Genomic DNA, 18,203 nt, shown 5'->3' with positions numbered 1-18,203 from the left:
TGTGTTGGCTGCTCTCAATAACCCGAATCACTTACTCATGTAAGCTCATCGGGATTAATGAGGCTCACCCTTGAGGCTCACCCAGCGGGCTAGCATAAATGCTGTACAAATCGGTTACCGCCTTCCTGCAACTCGAATTATTTAGGGTATAGATAGAGATCCCTGGTGGGTATATATCGGTTAGCAAAAAGTAGACTGCCGCGAGCAATGCGACAGGGTAATAATTAATAATAAGGCACGTCCTTGTGCAGATGTAGATATAAATACAGGTGAGCTAGAATAGCTTTTATTAAAATAACCTCACCGCTTCAATATAATTGGAGTTGATACACCAATAACTAGACGGGGTTGATTAACAATGCATATTCTATGAAACGAGAGACCCGATTAATTTATATCAATATCAGTTTAATTCCATTTAATGCTGTTACCAGCGATATTTGCTGTGGTCTTCCCAGGCTTTGACTTCTTTCTCGGCTTGCTCTTTCTGATAGCCGTATTTCTCCTGGATTTTACCCACTAGCTGGTCACGCTTACCTTCGATTACCGTTAAGTCATCGTCAGTCAGCTTGCCCCATTTTTCTTTCACTTTACCTTTAAACTGCTTCCAGTTACCGTCGGCTTGATCTTTATTCATAATATCTCCGTTACCTTGGGATTAGTCAGTTTATTTAATTCAATACGATAAACATTCTCTATTGATAAAAACAACCACATTTAAATTAGTCACTCACAGTCATAATTTAAAATTAAACTTCGTTGTTTCGCTTACCGTACGAATAACTATAGCAGAGGATACTAGCAATTAAAGTCAGGATAATATTAATCACTGAGATTATAGCTATAAAGTAAAAATAAGCACTGATATTATTCAGTTAAAACAGTAGGTAATAACTTATTGTCGGAATCGTCTCAATCTAAATAACTTTTCCATACTTGGAGCTGTAGCAGGCTAGCTGTACTTGTTACTTGGCCCCTTCCCAGACATCACCTCTGAGAGGCCGCAGCAAGCAGCATTCAAATTTTCTCCCCGCAGATTTGTCATCCAAATCATCTACTTGTCGTTAGCATTGATCGGAATTAGCGAGCTTCTTTGCGGCTGCCTGCCTGCAACGTCAATTAATTTGGGCGTCTGAATCGTTTAATGGGGTCATTAATAATAAAAAGCCGCTCCTGAGCAGGAACGGCTTATCAGTTCAATATAAAACGCTAATGTTAGATCCAGTCACCATTACGGATAACACCGACGGCCAATCCTTCAATAGTGAAGCTTTGTTCGCGCAGATCGACAATAATCGGTTGGAACTCACTATTTTCTGGCAAAAGCTGTACGATATTACCTTGTTTTTTCAAGCGTTTTACCGTCACTTCATCATCAATTCGTGCCACTACAACTTGCCCGTTACGCACATCTTGCGTTTTATGCACCGCTAATAGGTCGCCATCCAGAATACCGATATCTCTCATCGACATCCCATTAACCCGCAACAGAAAATCTGCACTCGGTTTAAACATTGATGGGTCTACTTTGTAGTGCCCTTCGATATGCTGCTGTGCCAGCAAAGGTTCACCTGCGGCAACCCGACCAATCAGTGGCAGGCCATCTTCTTCTTCCATCAGCAAACGAATGCCACGGGAAGCGCCAGAAACAATCTCAATGACGCCTTTACGGGCCAGTGCTTTTAAATGCTCTTCAGCGGCGTTAGGAGAGCGAAACCCCAGACGCTGCGCAATTTCGGCACGGGTCGGTGGCATGCCGGTTTGCGCTAAGTGATCGCGAACCAGGTCATAAACCTCTTGCTGTCTGGTAGTAAGTGCTTTCATTCCGCCCCCTGTTTGTTTATACAGTCTTGCTGTGAGTATATACAGGTAAGCGGGTGTTGGGAACCAAAGAGTGAATAAAAACAGGGATTAATCACAGCTTATTTCTGCGGCATTGTTCGTCATAACATTAACCGGCATGCTGCCAAAGTACGGTTATCCAAACAAATAACGCTAACAAGATAGCGAGGAATACCGCCGCGGACCCCATATCTTTGGCGCGGCCCGATAGCTCATGGAACTCACTGCCAATCCTGTCCACTACCGCCTCAATCGCACTGTTAATGACTTCGATAATTATCACTAAAACCACGCTACCAATTAATAAAAGGCGTGCGATAGCATCTACATCCAGCCAGAAGGCCAGTATGATAGCGATTATGGCAGCAACAGCTTCCTGACGAAATGCCGCTTCGTTTTTCCAGGCAGCCGTTAAGCCTTTCACAGAATAACCGGCCGCTTTATAGACTCGGGCCAGCCCTGTTGATTGATTCGCCATGTTTTATTGCCTTTATCTTAAGTTAATGATGATTTTTGCCGCTTTCTGTTGTCTTATCACCACAGATCTCAAAACCAGTTTCTGGTATCCTTGCGACGAATTGCTAACAAGAGGCTTCATGTAGTTATGTCAGGTTGGCGTAAAATATATTATAAGTTATTGAATTTACCACTTAAAATGTTGGTAAAAAGCAAGGTTATTCCGGCAGACCCTGTGACTGAGTTAGGGCTAGACCCCTCTCGTCCTATTCTGTACGTTTTGCCTTACAATTCTAAGGCTGATTTGCTGACTTTGCGAGCGCAGTGTCAAGCACAAGACCTGCCCGACCCATTGATTCCATTGGAAATCGATGGAGTGCAACTGCCCAGCCATGTGTTTATCGATAATGGCCCGCGGGTCTTTCGCTACTACGCGCCTAAACAGGAATCGGTAAAGCTGTTCCACGACTATCTGGATTTGCACCGCAATAATCCCGAGTTAGATATCCAGATGTTACCGGTTTCCGTGATGTTTGGTCGTTCGCCGGGGCGTGAAGGCCACGGAACACCCCATCTGCGCGTGCTTAACGGAGTGCAAAAATTCTTCGCGGTATTGTGGCTGGGTCGCGATAGTTTTGTGCGTTTCTCTACCACAGTTTCACTGCGCAGGATGGCCAGCGAGCACGGTACCGATAAAACTATCGCCCACAAACTGGCTCGCGTAGCGCGGATGCACTTCTCCCGTCAACGCCTGGCAGCGGTTGGCCCTAGTCTGCCTGCCCGGCAGGATCTGTTCAAAAAGTTGCTGACATCAAAGGCGATTGAAAAGGCCGTCGCCGATGAAGCGCGGACCAAGAAAATCTCCCATGAGAAAGCACAGCAAAATGCCATTACGCTGATGGAAGAGATCGCAGCCGACTTCTCATATGAAGCCGTGCGCCTGTCTGACAGAGTATTGAGCTGGACGTGGAACCGTTTGTATCAAGGTATTAACGTCCATAATGCAGAACGGGTGCGGCAGTTGGCGCAAGATGGCCATGAAATCGTCTATGTGCCTTGTCATCGCAGCCATATGGATTATCTGCTGCTCTCCTACGTGCTTTATCATCAAGGGCTGGTGCCGCCGCATATTGCCGCTGGGATTAACCTTAACTTCTGGCCTGCCGGGCCTATCTTCCGCCGTTTGGGCGCGTTCTTTATTCGTCGCACCTTTAAAGGCAACAAACTCTATTCAACGGTTTTCCGCGAGTATTTAGGTGAACTGTTCACCCGTGGTTATTCAGTTGAATACTTTGTTGAAGGAGGCCGCTCACGTACCGGCCGCCTGCTGGAGCCAAAAACTGGCACACTGTCGATGACCATTCAGGCGATGTTGCGTGGTGGCTCACGTCCAATCACTTTGGTGCCGATTTATATCGGTTACGAACATGTGATGGAAGTGGGTACCTATGCCAAAGAGCTGCGTGGTGCGACCAAAGAGAAAGAGAGCCTGTTGCAGATGCTGCGGGGCTTGCGTAAGTTGCGTAACCTCGGTCAGGGCTATGTCAACTTTGGTGAACCGATCCCGTTGACCACCTATCTGAACACCAATGTACCGCAATGGCGTGATGCCATTGATCCGATTGAAGCTCAGCGCCCAAGCTGGCTGACACCGGCGGTAAATGATTTGGCCGGTAAGATCATGGTGAGAATAAATAATGCGGCAGCAGCGAATGCCATGAACTTGTGTTCTACCGCATTGTTAGCCTCACGTCAGCGTTCACTCACCCGCGAGCAGTTGCTTGAGCAACTTGATTGCTATCTGCAACTGATGCGTAATGTGCCTTATGCGAAAGATGTCACTGTGCCGGATAAAACACCGGAAGAGTTACTTAATCACGCCTTGAATATGAATAAGTTTGAGGTGGAGAAAGACAACATTGGTGACATTATCATCCTGCCACGGGAACAAGCCGTGCTGATGACCTATTATCGCAATAATATCCAGCACTTACTGATGCTACCGTCACTGATAGCCAGCATGGTGATGTACCACCGCCGCATTACCCGTGACGAATTGTTGCGCCAAATCAGTATGATTTATCCGATGTTGAAAGCTGAACTGTTCCTGCATTACAGCAAAGAGCAGTTACCACAGACGCTGGACACGCTGATAGATGAACTGGCCCGCCAGCAGTTGATTTGTGACAAAGGGACCGAACTAGTGCTGAATCCGGCCCGAATTCGCCCACTGCAATTACTGGCCGCCGGTGTGCGGGAAACCCTGCAACGATACGCGATTACCCTGTCGCTGCTCAGTGCCAATCCGAGCATTAACCGTGGAGCGCTGGAGAAAGAGAGCCGTATCATGGCGCAGCGATTGTCTGTTCTGCACGGGATTAACGCACCAGAATTCTTCGATAAAGCGGTATTTTCAACACTGGTCGGTACCTTGCGTGAAGAGGGATATATCAGTGACAGTGGTGACGCGGTTCAGGAACATACGTTGGAAGTTTACAATATGCTGAGTGCGTTGATGACGCCGGAAGTGAAACTGACTATCGAGAGTGTCAGTATGCCAGCCGAAACCAGCAATCAACGGCCAGAATCCGAGGCAGAGGATAAATCGGAAGATTGATTCCTCAAGCCGCTAAACAAAAATGGCCGGATTCATCATCTGGCCATTTTTTTGACTGTTTTCCAGAAACGTATTTACTGCCAATAACTAATCAGAATCCCTAAAAACAACACCAGCCCTACGTAATTATTATTCAAAAACGCACGGAAGCAGGCGTCGCGGTCACGCTGCACAATCATCTTTTGTTGGTGGATAAACAAGGCACCCGCCAGCAGGATTGACCAATAGAATGCGCCGCCCAACCCCATCAGCCAGCCGATAGCAACCATCAACACCAGTGTAGCCAGTTGCAGTAAACCTATAATCAGCTTGTCATGTTGACCAAATAAAATCGCCGTGGACTTAACTCCAATTTTCAGGTCATCGTCGCGATCAACCATTGCGTATTGCGTGTCATAAGCGACGGTCCAGCAGATGTTCGCCAGCAATAACAGCCAACAAACCAAGGGTAAGCTCTCACTCACCGCAGCGAATCCCATCGGAATTGACCAACCAAAAGCTGCGCCTAATACCACTTGGGGTAGATGAGTGACCCGCTTCATAAACGGATAAATCCAGGCTAACGCCAGTGCTGCCAATGATAACCAAATGGTCATGCTATTAAGGGTTAACACCAGACCAAACGAGAGCAGTACCAAAACGACAAACAGGATTTTGCTCTCTCGTTCACTGATAATGCCACTGGGTAACGGGCGGGATGCGGTGCGTTTTACAAAGCCATCAATATTTCGGTCAGCATAATCATTGACGACACAACCAGCCGCACGCATAAAAAACACACCCAACACAAACACAATCAGTATTTTGGTTTCTGGGATACCCTGCCCTGCCAGCCATAATGCCCACAGCGTCGGCCACAATAGCAATAACGAGCCAATAGGCTTATCAATCCGCATTAAACGGCAATAAGCCTGCCATTTGGTCTGAACAGTACTTCCCTTCAATTTATCCATCTCCAAAATCTTACTACGGCTTAAACCGAATACAGTGGCGAGGCCGGTAAAAAAACTTCCGTCAGTAACAGGGGTTTGCCTGACAGACGCAGCAATGAGCGGCGCGCCCAAAGTTCATTCTGCCGCCCCACTTGAATATAATCACGGCTTAAATTGTCCCCACCAAATAAATAGCGCCCGAGTGGGAGGGTGCCCAAATCCACCAGCGCCCTATCCGGCCCAGACAGTGTCTGCTCGGGGATAACCGTGCGACCAAGCAGCCAAGGCTCATTATCACCACACAAAATGATTTCCCGCAGCCAATAGCGTTCGCTTACAGGTAAGTGCTCCGCATCTTCCCCTAACTCATTACGCGTAATAAAGCATTCTCGCTGGGGTTCGACATGAACCCGTTGGCAATGCTGCTCAAAACGCCGGGTCATCGACCCCAACTCCATCAACCAATCAGCGATAACAGTTGGTAAATTCGGCTGCTCAATGGCACACCATTGGATAGGTTTTATAATTGATGCATCACCGGTAGACATGCAGTTTGCTCCCTGCCGGGAAGAAAATATCGCTCCCCGCTAATTCGTAGATAAGGGGGCATTGTAGCGCAGATTAGCTCCCCAGCGACATCAGGTTGCTTTTTATTACCCCCCACAAAATGAAGTCGTTTTATTACGCTGTTCTTTATTATTGATGAGCTTGGGCAGTCCGTCCCTTATAACGGATAATTGCAGCACCAGTATTATTACGTTCACTGGATGACCTGAAATACATATCAAGTAACACTGCTGCATCTTGCCCAGAAAGGTATTTTTTGTCTTCTTGGATGATCAGTTCAGGAACCAGGTCTTTATAGAACTTTCTTACCCTAGGATCCATTAACTTCAGCTGTTCTACATTCATTAAATTTGTATCAAAAACGTACAACCCTTCTTTGTTGGCGGTCTGCACTATGGTAATCACATGTGCTCGCTCAGGAAAAAACATCATACTTTCGCCAGGTTTTAAACTGCTAATTTCCATTTTTATCGCATTCAAATCCAAAGGATAAACATTTACTCTCTCCGGAAATGATTCGATTGCTTGATTAAAGGAACTCAGAGGGTCTCTTAGATTTTTCTGAAATATTGACACATCTGTTTGAATACCCTCGGCCTTAAATTGTTCAAGAATCTGATGCAAAAATTTTCCGGAGGTTCTTGAGGCGGCGACATTATCACGTAACGGCCCAAAAAATTTCTCAGCTAAACTCATTTCACTGGTATTCAGGTAAGTGAATATGCCCGATGAGGTTAAAGCGCAGGGAGCATCCCCTTTGCTGGCGGGTCTTAATGCACTTTCTTCCAGCCAATCAAAGTCGGCGTTGGTTAATATATGAGTTTCGGTAAAGCGATTGGGCCCGCCCCCTGGTAACCTGCCCTGCCGGCTAAATTCAGGGCCTTGTTTCAAGACAACACCCACGTCCTTACCGGTGGTTAAGTCGACTTCCCAATAGGTCGCGCCGCCCCCCTGTCTGACCCAAGCTTCACGCATTCCACCAGAGACGAGTGGATCTTTTAGCTCAACCCATTGCACTTCAACTGGCTTTCCAGGCGGGCTTGGTATCGTCTGACGCGTTGGTATCACTTCGCCTTCCGCAACCGGCAAACGGGAAGGTATAACAGGCCGTGACGGAGGAGCCAAAGGACCCGATGGCTTTACGCCCAGTGGCGAATTTTCAATCAATTTCACCCCGCGTTCCATTCCCCTGAGCTGACCCGCCTCCATCACCATAGCCACCATACCCGCTGCCATATTTTCATTTTCGTTACGGGAACGCGGACCTTCGACTCTGGCGATAGTACACATCGGGTTAGGTAGTGGGAGTTTACACACCCAACTCTCTTCTAACGATGTCCAGGCCGTGCGCCAAAAACGCGAATTTTCAGTTTCTGGCCGATAGTCCTTGGCAAGGGCATTGATTTTATCTTGTAGCGCACCACTCTCTGGCCGCTGACCTTTCTCAATTAATGTTTTGATTGCCTGAGAGCGAACTGCCGGATGCGATTTTATCCACTCATGATATTCAGTTTTTTTCGCATCTAGCGTCTTATAAACATCAATCGACCTACCGTTCTTACCAGGCATCGACATATTGGCGACAAAGCGATTGCTTGCATCCCGACGCCGTTTAAATTCATTAACAGGTGAATCATTTTGCTTATGCGGGTCGCTATAACGGTAATAATAAGCTCTGGAATCATCGACTTTTTCCACCCCAGCCTCTGTCAGGATCTCTCTTATCGCCTGATCGTCATCAAAAGCGGCGGGAAGATGGCGATAGGCTAGACGCATATCGAGATAAGCGAGTTGTCGCTCTATTTTTTCTTGCGCTGTTTTATAAAGTCGATAATGCGCCAAAATATATAAGGGGTGGCTTTGCTCAGTAAGTTGAGCCAGCGATTTAAGGTCCGATACAAATCTTTCATGTTCCACGTCAATGGCTGTACCGGCAACGACGTTGTCTACCATTAGATTTATTCTATTAAAGGTGACTTGAGCTGACTCAGACAAATGGGACACATCGATTGATCCGGCTATTCTTTTGATGACACCAGCCGTTTGCTCTACGGTCAGAGGCTCGACTTCATTAGATTGGCTGAAGTGAGATAAGAAGATTGCCGTCGGACTGTAGCGCGCTCCACCGCTCTTATGTAATTGCTCTTCTTCCTGAAGTAATAATGTATACAGTTGCTCGGTATTCTTATCTACCAACTCATCAAAAGCCCTACCTTGCAATTGATAATGTAACTTAAGTGTAGTTTTGAGCGAAAACGCCAAACTGCCTACTGCGTGTTCGAAATCGATAAATTGAGTGAAATCCTGTTGGCTACAGGCATCAAATCCAATCTGTCCGCATCCGGTTAAAATCATTTCCCCCAATTCCAGCGACTCCTTTTTCAGATAGCTGCCCTGGGCATTTTTCGGTGCAAATCCATTAGCAAGATAGGCCTCTGGTGCTTGCAATATCGTAGGCTGAGCATCCATCCCTTCATGGATAACCCTTAACACCCTGGCCGCTCTGGAAACCGCTAGTTCCGGCGAATCTAGATGCTCCAGCCCCCAATCGTTTAAATCCGCAGTGGAAATTCCTGCTGTTTCACCATAGCGATTGCCATAATGGGAATGGTTATAAAGTATCGCCGCCTGAAGCTTGGTCTCTTTATTTTCAGGCCGATAAACTGCCATGGATAATTCAGCCAGCGTGGGCTGATACTCTTGATTCAACCACCAGGCAAGACTCAGGGCGGCGAGTGGCGTCAGTTTTTCTGCTGTGGATAGTGTCAGGCTCTTTTGGCATAACTTAAACAGGATATCCCGCTCCAGGCTGATAACACGAGCTTTTTCATACCCTTGAGCCGCGGTTAACCCAGGCCTTAAATGTGATAAATCATCTAAACTATTTGCAGACTCCAATCCCTCTACAGCATGGAGTTGTAGATAAAAATCCACAATTCGCCCGACTCGGGCGTCACTGATTGCTGGAAATTGTTGCGTCCACGTTTTCTGATCCAGGACTCTGGTACTATCAATTAACTGCATCGCCTGACTGAAAACAGGATCCGACGTCGAACTTACATTGGGCAGCTCTTGTGCCATCTTTTCTAATAACTCATGGTCTCTTGCCGTCACCTTTAATGGCAATATCTTCTCTTCCTGAAGGGATGTAAACTGAGCCATGATAGAACTCATAGTTAACAATGAAAGATTATCTTCTGTGATCGGCGGGGCCCACGGTTGCGCCATAAATGGAATCGGCCACGACTGTAGCGTGGCCGATAGGCAGAGTTGGTTTTCCTTCGGCATCAATAGCACCTTAATTTGAATGGATAAACAATAAACCGTCATTCAATTTATGATATCGGCGCAAGCTCAATCGCATGCCTTTTAAATTCTCATTTAATCTTTTTCTTTCTAGCAAAAAACTAAATAAGTGAGTTTGAGATTTAAAGCAGAATTAACCAAAACAAGGTGTCGCGAAGATAACCAATAGCAAAACGAGGCGTTGCGAGCGGCAGTAGCTGTATATAAGACCCAACGAAAAAAGGTGCGCCAAAGCGCACCAACCATCTAGCCATATTCGGCAGTGCCGGGATTTAACCCTTGCCTTTTACACTACCAATAAAGGTTTTTCGGGCTGAAGTTGAGCCCAAATGTTCCGCCTCGTTCAACAATTTCAGCGCCTTATCGACATCACCGGCTTTCACCGCATCTTTAATCGCCTGGTTGAAGTAGTTTTCAGTGTCGCTCAGCATTGGCTCCGCAGGTTTTATCGGTGCGGGTACTGCGGCTGGCGTAGGTTGAACCGCACTGCCGACCACGACTGGAGCCGAAGCCGGTGCTGACTGTATTAAGCCAATCATAACGTTGCCCATCCCCTGCTCAGCAGTTGCCTTGATTTTCAGGTTGCCTGTCGGGGTGTGTTTCGCAATAGGATCTGGGATATCCGGTACCGCATTGCCGACACCCATGGCATAAGCTTTAGCCGGATCAAGTAACTTGGTGGTTTTTGCTAAATCGTCACGGGTGGTATAAACCAGCAGATAAATTTGTTTCTGGCCCAGTGCCGGGGTCAGTTTCATCACCCCTTGCAGACGATCACTGGTCATAATGCCCGCTTTTTCATAAGTGAAATAGCTGGATGGATAGTAAGCCGCTGGGCGCATTTGCTCGTCCAGCACTAAAACGCTAGGGGAAAAGAGCTGATTATCAGTCACTAAACTGCTAAGTGTAATCTCCATCGATCCACGATCGGCGGGTAAAGCAAAAGCGGCAACAGCCCCTTCAACATTCCCTTGAGAGATTTGTGGACTCGCCGCAGTCAGTTTGATGTCCTGCGTAGTCGGTGGCACTAATGGCTGCCATGGTAACTGCTGTAAGGTGGCGGTACTGATCGTCGGCGCGATAGAAACATTCGCCGGAGAAATAGTTGACTCTGCTTGCACCGCCAGAGGTGCTGTAACCCCTAAAGCCAATGCCAGACAAAGTGACAGTAGATTCTTTTTCATTGTTATTACCCTCATACATTGAGCGTCAGCGCTAACTGTGCACAGGCAAGGTCGGCAGAGTTAACCAAATCCCCGTCATACTTCAAGCTGCATGGGCGTTGGCTGCAACTCGAATTATTTAGGGCATCTCACTTTTCTTGTTTAAACAATCAAACAGCCGCCCCAAAGGGCGGCTGCATCATGCTGTTACCACCAAGCTTCGAATTGCGCACCAAAGGTGACTTCGTTGCTCTTACCGCGGCTATCAGTACCGATAGTCCCGTTTTGTGCCAGACCGTTGTCCGCGCTACCGCTGACATCGTTATAGCCCCACTTCTCATCCCAGTTGGCATAAGTTGCGAAGACACGAATTGCCGGGCGTGACCAGATGCTATCGCCTGCCTGCCACTGTTGTGCCAGAGTCAGTTTGTACTGGCCGTTACGGTCACCGGTACGTTGTGACTTAACATTGTCGTAGCCCGCTTCCAGCAAGGTACTCATGATTGGGGTCCATTTGTACATCGGACGCACCCCCACGCTGTACCAAGTGGTGCCGTTTTGGTTGTCCCAGTCAGTGTCCTGATACAACGCGACGTACATCATGTCCCACTTCTCAGCCAGGTTGATGGCACCGTGGTCGATAACACGTAATCTGTTACCGTTGTTATTAACGTTTGCACCTTCAGAGTGACCTGATTGTGATGATGTCATTGAATCTGTTGCGTATTGCACCACGAACTTGTTAAAGCCACCCATCATGCTTTGGGTATGTTCAACCGTCAGCATGACACCATCTTTAGAGGCATCAGGAGCTAACGCGTAGTCGTCCTGAGTATTGGCGCGGCCATAATCCACACCAAACTCCAAAGTGCCGCCTGGGTTAGTTTCTAAACCGGCTAAACGCACATCGAACACATCATTAGCAGTGTGGTCAGCATCTTTACGGGCATTATCGATCCAGGCACTTGAACCACCCGCTTCTGAGTTACGGGTTGCTGCCAGAGATAACTTACCGAAGCCCAGATCAATAGCTTCTACACCTGCACCTGGACCTGAGATATCCCAGTAGTAGAAGTCAATCATATGGACGTCATGACGTTGATAGAAGCGTTTACCGGCCCACATGGTGGAACCCGGTAACCATTCGATCAGGTTTTTACCCTGCACGTTAGCCTCACGGAATGCAGGAGATGTTGACTCCCAGTCATTCTGTTGTGAAACGGAATACGCCACGTTGGTATCGAAGTAGAAGCTCTTGTCGCCTTCTTTCCACAATTCCTGGCCTAATTTAATTTCCGCATACGTTTCACACTCGTTACCCAGACGGTATTTACTTTGGGCGCCAGTGGCTTTGAAACATTGCTGTTCGCCACCGCTTCCTGTCCAACCGATACCGGAACGTGCATACCCGTGGAAATCAACAGCCATAGCTTGAGTAGAAAGAACACCAGCGGCAACAGCCAGTGCTATCGGTAACTTGCGCAGAGTAGTCATCAGTAATCTCCTGTTATATTTGCCTGTCGGCATGCGTGCTTTACATTCTGCTTTGGCTAGACGCCCAGTTCCTGGTACAACCGCTTACACGCAGTGCCGTCCTCACGGAACAGATGACAGCGTTGCGGCGGCAGGCCAATAGCGAATGTTGCACCTTCTTCTACCAGCACCACGTCGTTCTGGCGGTAGACCAGGTTCTGACGTATTGCCGGGATTTGGATGTGAATTTGAGTTTCATTACCCAGTTGCTCTACCACCTGAATCTCACCTTCCAGCGTGACTTCAGAGGCACTGCTTGGCAGCAGATGTTCCGGGCGAATACCCAAAGACATATTTGCACCGACCTGAACCTGAGTACCTTCCACCGGCAGCCACACTAACTGGCCATTTGGATTTGGCAGTTCAATCTGTACCTGACGAGGTTCAACGGCGGTCACTTTAACCGGTAAAAAATTCATTTTTGGCGAGCCAATAAAGCCCGCGACAAAGCGATTAGCTGGGTAGTGATACAGCTCCAGCGGCTTGCCGACCTGCGCAACATTGCCGGCATCCAGCACCACAATCTTGTCTGCCAGCGTCATCGCTTCCACTTGGTCATGGGTGACGTAAATCATGGTGCGTTGCAGGCGCTTGTGGAGGCGCGAGATCTCAATGCGCATCTGCACCCGCAGTGCCGCATCTAGGTTGGACAGGGGTTCATCGAGCAGGAATACATCCGGCTCAGCGACCAGTGTCCGGCCAATTGCCACACGCTGGCGTTGACCACCGGATAGCGCTTTTGGCCGCCGGTCCAGCAGGTGAGCCAGTTGCAGCACTTCGGCTACCTGATTCACCCGTTGGTTAATTTCGGCTTTCTTCGCACCCGCCAATTTCAGACCGAACGACATGTTCTCTGCTACCGACAGATGGGGATAAAGTGCATATGACTGAAACACCATGCCAATACCGCGTTCAGATGGCGGCACTTCGTTCATCCGTTTGCCACCAATCAGCAACTCACCCGAGGTTATGTCCTCAAGACCGGCAATCATCCGCAGCAGCGTTGACTTTCCACACCCTGATGGGCCAACAAACACCACAAACTCACCGTCATCGATTTCCAGATTGATATCTCTGGAGATCACCGCCTCACCAAAGGCCTTATAAACGCCGCTCAGCGTTACATTAGCCATCTGTTACTCCTTTGCTTACGCAAACAACTTTTCATATGAACCTGAATGAAGAAAAATGGCGGAAGCAAACCCCGGCATAACCCATCGATTACTCCCAGCCCCTGATGACTCTCGCACTACGCGTCGTACCGCCATGCTTAGAGCAGGTTGCCTCGGACGACGTCGCGGCCTGAGTATAGGGCTGCACATTGCTTAACGCTTCAAGGTGCTGATCTGTCTGGGTGATAATTAACCGAACAACCACATTTTGTTGGCGACGGTGTTTCAATGCTGCTGATAGTGCGCGAGTGGCACTATTTGGTAATCATCCGTAACAAAGTTTTTCATGGGGGAGGAGATGGGAGGATGAGGGAACGACCCGCGTGGGCAGAAGTTCCACTGGAAAGACAAATACGTGATCTGGCTTGCAAATTTCGACCTGCATTAATGTGTCTGACACCACAGAATAGCCAGCAGTGTTAACTGGGTCACAATAACCTACTGGGGGGCGTAGAGGGGGGGAGGATGATGGTGTATCCGGTTGTGACTCAATATGTCGGCGTAGTGTTTTGGTCAGTGTAATAAATAATTTGCAGCCCAACATTTTTTGCAGCGCTGCCACACCCTCCTCACTTAGTGATTCACGGCTACACCAGCCTGAAAATGGGCTACAGAATTCGCAGCTAATGATTCACAAGAAAGTCGATACCCACAAAATTGGATAAAAGGATTGGATTATGACTCGCAGCTTCACAAAATCCGGCATTGGTAAGACCGCACGTGTTTTGGCTCTTTCAGCATTAGCCACGCTGGTGCTCTCTTCCTCTGCTTTTGCCAAGATTGAAGAAGGTAAACTGGTTATCTGGATCAATGGCGATAAAGGTTATAACGGGTTGGCGGAAGTCGGTAAGAAGTTCGAGAAAGATACCGGCATCAAAGTCACTATCGAGCATCCAGATAAATTGGAAGAAAAATACCCGCAAGTGGCTGCCACTGGCGATGGCCCGGACATTATCTTCTGGGCTCATGACCGCTTTGGCGGTTACGCACAATCCGGTTTACTGGCTGAGCTACACCCTTCTAAAGCCTTCCAAGACAAACTGTTCCCGTTCACTTGGGACGCCGTTCGCTTTAATGGCAAACTGATTGGTTACCCGGTCGCGGTTGAAGCACTGTCTCTGATTTACAATAAAGACTTAGTGAAAGAAGCACCAAAAACGTGGGAAGAAATCCCAGCGCTGGATAAAACCCTGCGTGCCAATGGCAAGAGCGCCATCATGTGGAACCTACAAGAACCGTACTTCACCTGGCCGGTTATCGCCGCTGACGGTGGCTATGCCTTCAAACTCGAAAACGGTGTATATGATGTGAAAAACGTTGGCGTGAACAATGCTGGCGCGAAAGCGGGTCTACAATTTATTGTCGATCTGGTGAAGAACAAGCACATCAATGCCGATACAGATTACTCCATTGCAGAAGCGGCCTTCAACAAAGGCGAAACAGCAATGACCATCAATGGCCCATGGGCATGGTCCAACATTGATAAGAGCAAAATCAATTACGGTGTGACCTTGTTGCCAACCTTCCACGGCCAGCCATCCAAACCGTTCGTCGGCGTGTTGACTGCCGGTATTAACGCCGCCAGCCCGAATAAAGAACTGGCAACTGAATTCCTGGAGAACTACCTGTTAACTGATCAGGGTCTGGCTGAAGTGAATAAAGACAAACCTCTGGGCGCAGTGGCACTGAAATCATTCCAGGAACAACTGGCAAAAGATCCACGCATTGCTGCAACCATGGATAACGCCACCAAGGGTGAAATCATGCCAAATATTCCACAAATGGCGGCTTTCTGGTATGCCACCCGCAGTGCGGTACTGAACGCCATCAGCGGGCGTCAGACAGTTGAAGCGGCATTGAACGACGCAGCAACGCGTATTACCAAATAACAGTTTCACCTGCAAAAGGGCACGATTCGTCGTGCCCAGCACCACTTGCTGTAACACTATAACAATACTCAAAGTACGAAGGGAATATTATGCAGTTATCCCACACCGAGTTCGAAAGTCGTAAAAAGAAAACCGCCTGGTGGCAGAGTGATGTGCTTAAATGGCTGATTATCGGCACATTAAGTCTATTCACCTGCTACTTGATCGTCTTGATGTATGCTCAGGGTGAATATCTTTTTGCCATCGTGACGCTAATTTTGGTGAGTCTGGGGCTGTATGTCTTTGCCAATCGTCGCGCCTATGCCTGGCGCTATGTTTATCCCGGCGTGGCAGGTATGGGGCTGTTTGTGCTGTTCCCACTGATTTGCACTATCGCTATCGCTTTTACCAACTACAGCAGTACCAACCAATTAACCTTTGAGCGTGCCCAATCAGTATTAATGGATCGGCAGTTTCAGACCGGTAAAACCTTTACCTTTGGCCTTTATCCCAGTGATAACCAATGGCGTTTGCAGCTTACCAACCCTGATGACAGCTCTGTTCTGATTTCCGCACCTTTCAGCCTTGATACGACGGGTGAGAAAAAAATCACAGTCGCCCCCACCAGCACTGAACAGACCGGCGAACGCGCGTCACTGCGTATCATTACTCAGAATCGCCAGGCACTCGCTGAGTTGGTGGCACTGCTGCCCAGTGGTGGCGAACTGCGCATGAGTTCACTGCGGCAGTTTTCAGCGACCAGCCCGCTCTATAAACTGGGCGCTGACGGTAAAGAGCTGCTCAATCAGCAAACCGGGGTTATCTATCGGCCAAACCCTGATGTCGGTTTTTACCAAGCCATTAACGCCGACGGCCAGTGGCAAAACGAAAAACTCAGTCCCGGCTTTACTGTCACTATCGGCTGGAAAAACTTCCTGCGGGTGCTGCATGATGAAGGGATACAGAAGCCTTTTATCTCCATCTTTATCTGGACCATTATTTTCTCGCTACTGACCGTGGTACTGACCGTTGCCGTCGGTATGGTTTTAGCCTGCGTGGTGCAATGGGACTCGTTGAAAGGCAAAGCGGTTTATCGCGTGCTGTTAATACTGCCCTATGCGGTACCGTCGTTTATTTCAATCTTGATTTTCAAAGGGTTATTTAACCAAAGCTTTGGTGAAATCAACCTGATGCTAAGTAGCCTGTTTGGCATCAAGCCCGCCTGGTTCAGTGACCCTATTACCGCGAAAAGCATGATTTTGATCGTCAACACCTGGCTCGGCTATCCCTACATGATGATTCTGTGCATGGGGCTACTCAAAGCGATTCCCGAGGACTTATATGAAGCCTCGGCAATGGATGGCGCAGGCCCGTTCCAGAACTTCTTCCGTATCACGTTGCCACTGCTGATTAAGCCGCTGACACCGCTGATGATTGCCAGCTTCGCCTTTAACTTTAACAACTTTGTGTTGATTCAGTTATTGACCAATGGCGGCCCGGATATGATTGGCACCACCACGCCAGCAGGCTATACCGACTTGCTGGTCAGCTACACCTACCGTATTGCCTTTGAAGGGGGCGGCGGCCAGGACTTTGGCTTGGCGGCAGCGATTGCCACCCTGATTTTCATTCTGGTCGGCGCGCTCGCGATACTGAATCTGAAAGCCAGCAAAATGAACTTTGACTAAGGAGGAGATGCAAATGGCAATGGTTCAACCTAAATCCCAGCGTTTGCGTCTATGGGGCACTCATTTTCTGATGTTGTGCTTTATCGCGCTGATTATGTTCCCGTTACTGATGGTAATTACCATCTCGCTGCGGCCCGGCAACTTTGCGACCGGTAGCCTGATCCCAGATCAGATTTCATGGGAACACTGGAAACTGGCGCTGGGTATGAGTGTGACTCACGCTGATGGTAGCGTAACCCCACCGCCGTTCCCGGTGATGTTGTGGTTATGGAACTCCATCAAGATTGCGGTCATTACCGCCATTGGGATTGTCACGCTCTCCACTACCTGCGCTTACGCCTTTGCCCGCATGCGTTTTCGCGGTAAAAGCACCCTGCTGAAAGGCATGTTGATCTTCCAGATGTTCCCAGCAGTGCTGTCACTGGTGGCGTTATATGCTTTATTCGACCGTATCGGACAGTATCTGCCATTTATCGGGCTGAATACCCACGGCGGGGTGATTTTTGCTTATATGGGCGGCATCGCCCTGCACGTCTGGACCATCAAAGGCTATTTCGAAACCATTGATAACTCACTGGAAGAAGCCGCGGCACTGGATGGCGCAACCCCATGGCAAGCTTTCCGACTGGTGCTGTTACCCCTGTCGGTACCGATTTTAGCCGTGGTGTTTATTCTGTCGTTTATCGCTGCTATCACCGAAGTCCCGGTGGCATCACTGCTATTGCGTGATGTGAACAGCTACACGCTGGCGGTGGGTATGCAGCAATATCTGAATCCGCAAAACTATCTGTGGGGCGATTTCGCCGCTGCTGCGGTACTGTCTGCCATTCCCATCACCGCAGTCTTCCTGCTGGCACAACGCTGGCTGGTAGGTGGCTTAACGGCCGGTGGGGTGAAGGGTTAACGATATCATCATTCTAAATTTCATCACCCAATACCCAAAGTAATTGGAATTGTAGCAAGGCAACAAACGAGTGAAGCCCGATGAGCTGACTTAGGTCAGTGATTCGGGTGAGAGAGTGCAGTAAACAAAGCTACAATTTCAAGTAAGAAGGGTAT

General features: G+C 48.4%; 13 protein-coding genes and 1 pseudogene. 4 read left to right on the top strand and 10 right to left on the bottom strand.

Going from position 1 to position 18,203, the window contains the following annotated elements:
* Positions 1 to 427 precede the first annotated feature (427 nt).
* The 3 genes from V1955_RS01585 to V1955_RS01575 all read right to left on the bottom strand — a co-directional run bounded on the left by V1955_RS01585 (position 428) and on the right by V1955_RS01575 (position 2,320).
* Positions 428 to 637, bottom strand: a complete 210-nt coding sequence (locus V1955_RS01585; RefSeq protein ID WP_004391853.1) for a CsbD family protein — start codon at positions 635 to 637, stop codon at positions 428 to 430.
* A 578-nt stretch (positions 638 to 1,215) separates the two neighbouring features.
* Positions 1,216 to 1,824, bottom strand: coding sequence for a transcriptional repressor LexA (gene lexA / locus V1955_RS01580; RefSeq protein ID WP_005191485.1), 609 nt, complete (start codon positions 1,822 to 1,824; stop codon positions 1,216 to 1,218).
* 127 nt (positions 1,825 to 1,951) lie between these two features.
* Positions 1,952 to 2,320, bottom strand: a complete 369-nt coding sequence (locus V1955_RS01575) for a diacylglycerol kinase (protein ID WP_083162113.1) — start codon at positions 2,318 to 2,320, stop codon at positions 1,952 to 1,954.
* A 126-nt stretch (positions 2,321 to 2,446) separates the two neighbouring features.
* On the opposite strand from V1955_RS01575, the gene plsB reads away from it, so the two are divergent.
* Entirely contained in the window at positions 2,447 to 4,915 is a 2,469-nt protein-coding gene (gene plsB, locus V1955_RS01570) for a glycerol-3-phosphate 1-O-acyltransferase PlsB (protein WP_372569722.1), read from the top strand.
* A gap of 74 nt (positions 4,916 to 4,989) precedes the next feature.
* Here plsB and ubiA read toward each other — a convergent pair whose 3' ends face one another.
* From ubiA to V1955_RS01535, 7 genes and pseudogenes are all read right to left on the bottom strand, one after another.
* Positions 4,990 to 5,859, bottom strand: coding sequence for a 4-hydroxybenzoate octaprenyltransferase (gene ubiA, locus V1955_RS01565; RefSeq protein WP_083164025.1), 870 nt, complete (start codon positions 5,857 to 5,859; stop codon positions 4,990 to 4,992).
* A gap of 29 nt (positions 5,860 to 5,888) precedes the next feature.
* A complete protein-coding gene (ubiC, locus tag V1955_RS01560) occupies positions 5,889 to 6,395 on the bottom strand; it encodes a chorismate lyase (RefSeq protein ID WP_420072971.1) in 507 nt (168 codons plus the stop codon).
* A gap of 148 nt (positions 6,396 to 6,543) precedes the next feature.
* Complete coding sequence (locus V1955_RS01555) at positions 6,544 to 9,702, bottom strand: hypothetical protein (RefSeq protein ID WP_442820448.1); 3,159 nt, start codon at positions 9,700 to 9,702, stop codon at positions 6,544 to 6,546.
* 290 nt (positions 9,703 to 9,992) lie between these two features.
* Positions 9,993 to 10,904, bottom strand: a complete 912-nt coding sequence (gene malM, locus V1955_RS01550; protein ID WP_420072969.1) for a maltose operon protein MalM — start codon at positions 10,902 to 10,904, stop codon at positions 9,993 to 9,995.
* Between the two features lie 186 nt (positions 10,905 to 11,090).
* Complete coding sequence (locus V1955_RS01545; RefSeq protein WP_083162103.1) at positions 11,091 to 12,377, bottom strand: maltoporin; 1,287 nt, start codon at positions 12,375 to 12,377, stop codon at positions 11,091 to 11,093.
* 56 nt (positions 12,378 to 12,433) lie between these two features.
* Positions 12,434 to 13,549, bottom strand: coding sequence for a maltose/maltodextrin ABC transporter ATP-binding protein MalK (malK, locus tag V1955_RS01540; protein ID WP_005191494.1), 1,116 nt, complete (start codon positions 13,547 to 13,549; stop codon positions 12,434 to 12,436).
* Between the two features lie 15 nt (positions 13,550 to 13,564).
* A pseudogene (locus tag V1955_RS01535) lies at positions 13,565 to 13,793 on the bottom strand (hypothetical protein).
* 472 nt (positions 13,794 to 14,265) lie between these two features.
* Between V1955_RS01535 and malE the strand changes: the two are divergent.
* The 3 genes from malE (at position 14,266) to malG (ending at position 18,048) form a co-directional block, all read left to right on the top strand.
* Positions 14,266 to 15,477 carry a maltose/maltodextrin ABC transporter substrate-binding protein MalE gene (gene malE / locus V1955_RS01530; protein WP_083162101.1) on the top strand — a complete coding sequence of 404 codons (1,212 nt, stop codon included), beginning with the start codon at positions 14,266 to 14,268 and terminating at the stop codon, positions 15,475 to 15,477.
* 89 nt (positions 15,478 to 15,566) lie between these two features.
* On the top strand, positions 15,567 to 17,144 hold the full coding sequence (malF, locus tag V1955_RS01525; protein ID WP_083162099.1) for a maltose ABC transporter permease MalF: 1,578 nt from the start codon (positions 15,567 to 15,569) through the stop codon (positions 17,142 to 17,144).
* A 13-nt stretch (positions 17,145 to 17,157) separates the two neighbouring features.
* Complete coding sequence (gene malG / locus V1955_RS01520; RefSeq protein WP_032907691.1) at positions 17,158 to 18,048, top strand: maltose ABC transporter permease MalG; 891 nt, start codon at positions 17,158 to 17,160, stop codon at positions 18,046 to 18,048.
* The last annotated feature ends 155 nt before the right edge of the window (positions 18,049 to 18,203 follow it).

This window comes from Yersinia sp. 2545 StPb PI (genome assembly GCF_052217125.1).
GTDB lineage: Bacteria > Pseudomonadota > Gammaproteobacteria > Enterobacterales > Enterobacteriaceae > Yersinia > Yersinia enterocolitica_E.
Note: the sequence above shows the minus strand (reverse complement) of the source record. Positions and strands in the feature narration are given on the sequence as shown.

Excerpts from the sequence above, each read along its gene's own strand:
- ubiC (WP_420072971.1), bottom strand. The coding sequence starts at position 6,395 with ATGTCTACCGGTGATGCATCAATTATAAAACCTATCCAATGGTGTGCC.
- V1955_RS01555 (WP_442820448.1), bottom strand. The coding sequence starts at position 9,702 with ATGCCGAAGGAAAACCAACTCTGCCTATCGGCCACGCTACAGTCGTGG.
- malM (WP_420072969.1), bottom strand. The coding sequence starts at position 10,904 with ATGAAAAAGAATCTACTGTCACTTTGTCTGGCATTGGCTTTAGGGGTT.
- plsB (WP_372569722.1), top strand. The coding sequence starts at position 2,447 with ATGTCAGGTTGGCGTAAAATATATTATAAGTTATTGAATTTACCACTT.
- V1955_RS01545 (WP_083162103.1), bottom strand. The coding sequence starts at position 12,377 with ATGACTACTCTGCGCAAGTTACCGATAGCACTGGCTGTTGCCGCTGGT.
- malE (WP_083162101.1), top strand. The coding sequence starts at position 14,266 with ATGACTCGCAGCTTCACAAAATCCGGCATTGGTAAGACCGCACGTGTT.
- malF (WP_083162099.1), top strand. The coding sequence starts at position 15,567 with ATGCAGTTATCCCACACCGAGTTCGAAAGTCGTAAAAAGAAAACCGCC.
- malK (WP_005191494.1), bottom strand. The coding sequence starts at position 13,549 with ATGGCTAATGTAACGCTGAGCGGCGTTTATAAGGCCTTTGGTGAGGCG.
- V1955_RS01575 (WP_083162113.1), bottom strand. The coding sequence starts at position 2,320 with ATGGCGAATCAATCAACAGGGCTGGCCCGAGTCTATAAAGCGGCCGGT.
- malG (WP_032907691.1), top strand. The coding sequence starts at position 17,158 with ATGGCAATGGTTCAACCTAAATCCCAGCGTTTGCGTCTATGGGGCACT.
- lexA (WP_005191485.1), bottom strand. The coding sequence starts at position 1,824 with ATGAAAGCACTTACTACCAGACAGCAAGAGGTTTATGACCTGGTTCGC.
- V1955_RS01585 (WP_004391853.1), bottom strand. The coding sequence starts at position 637 with ATGAATAAAGATCAAGCCGACGGTAACTGGAAGCAGTTTAAAGGTAAA.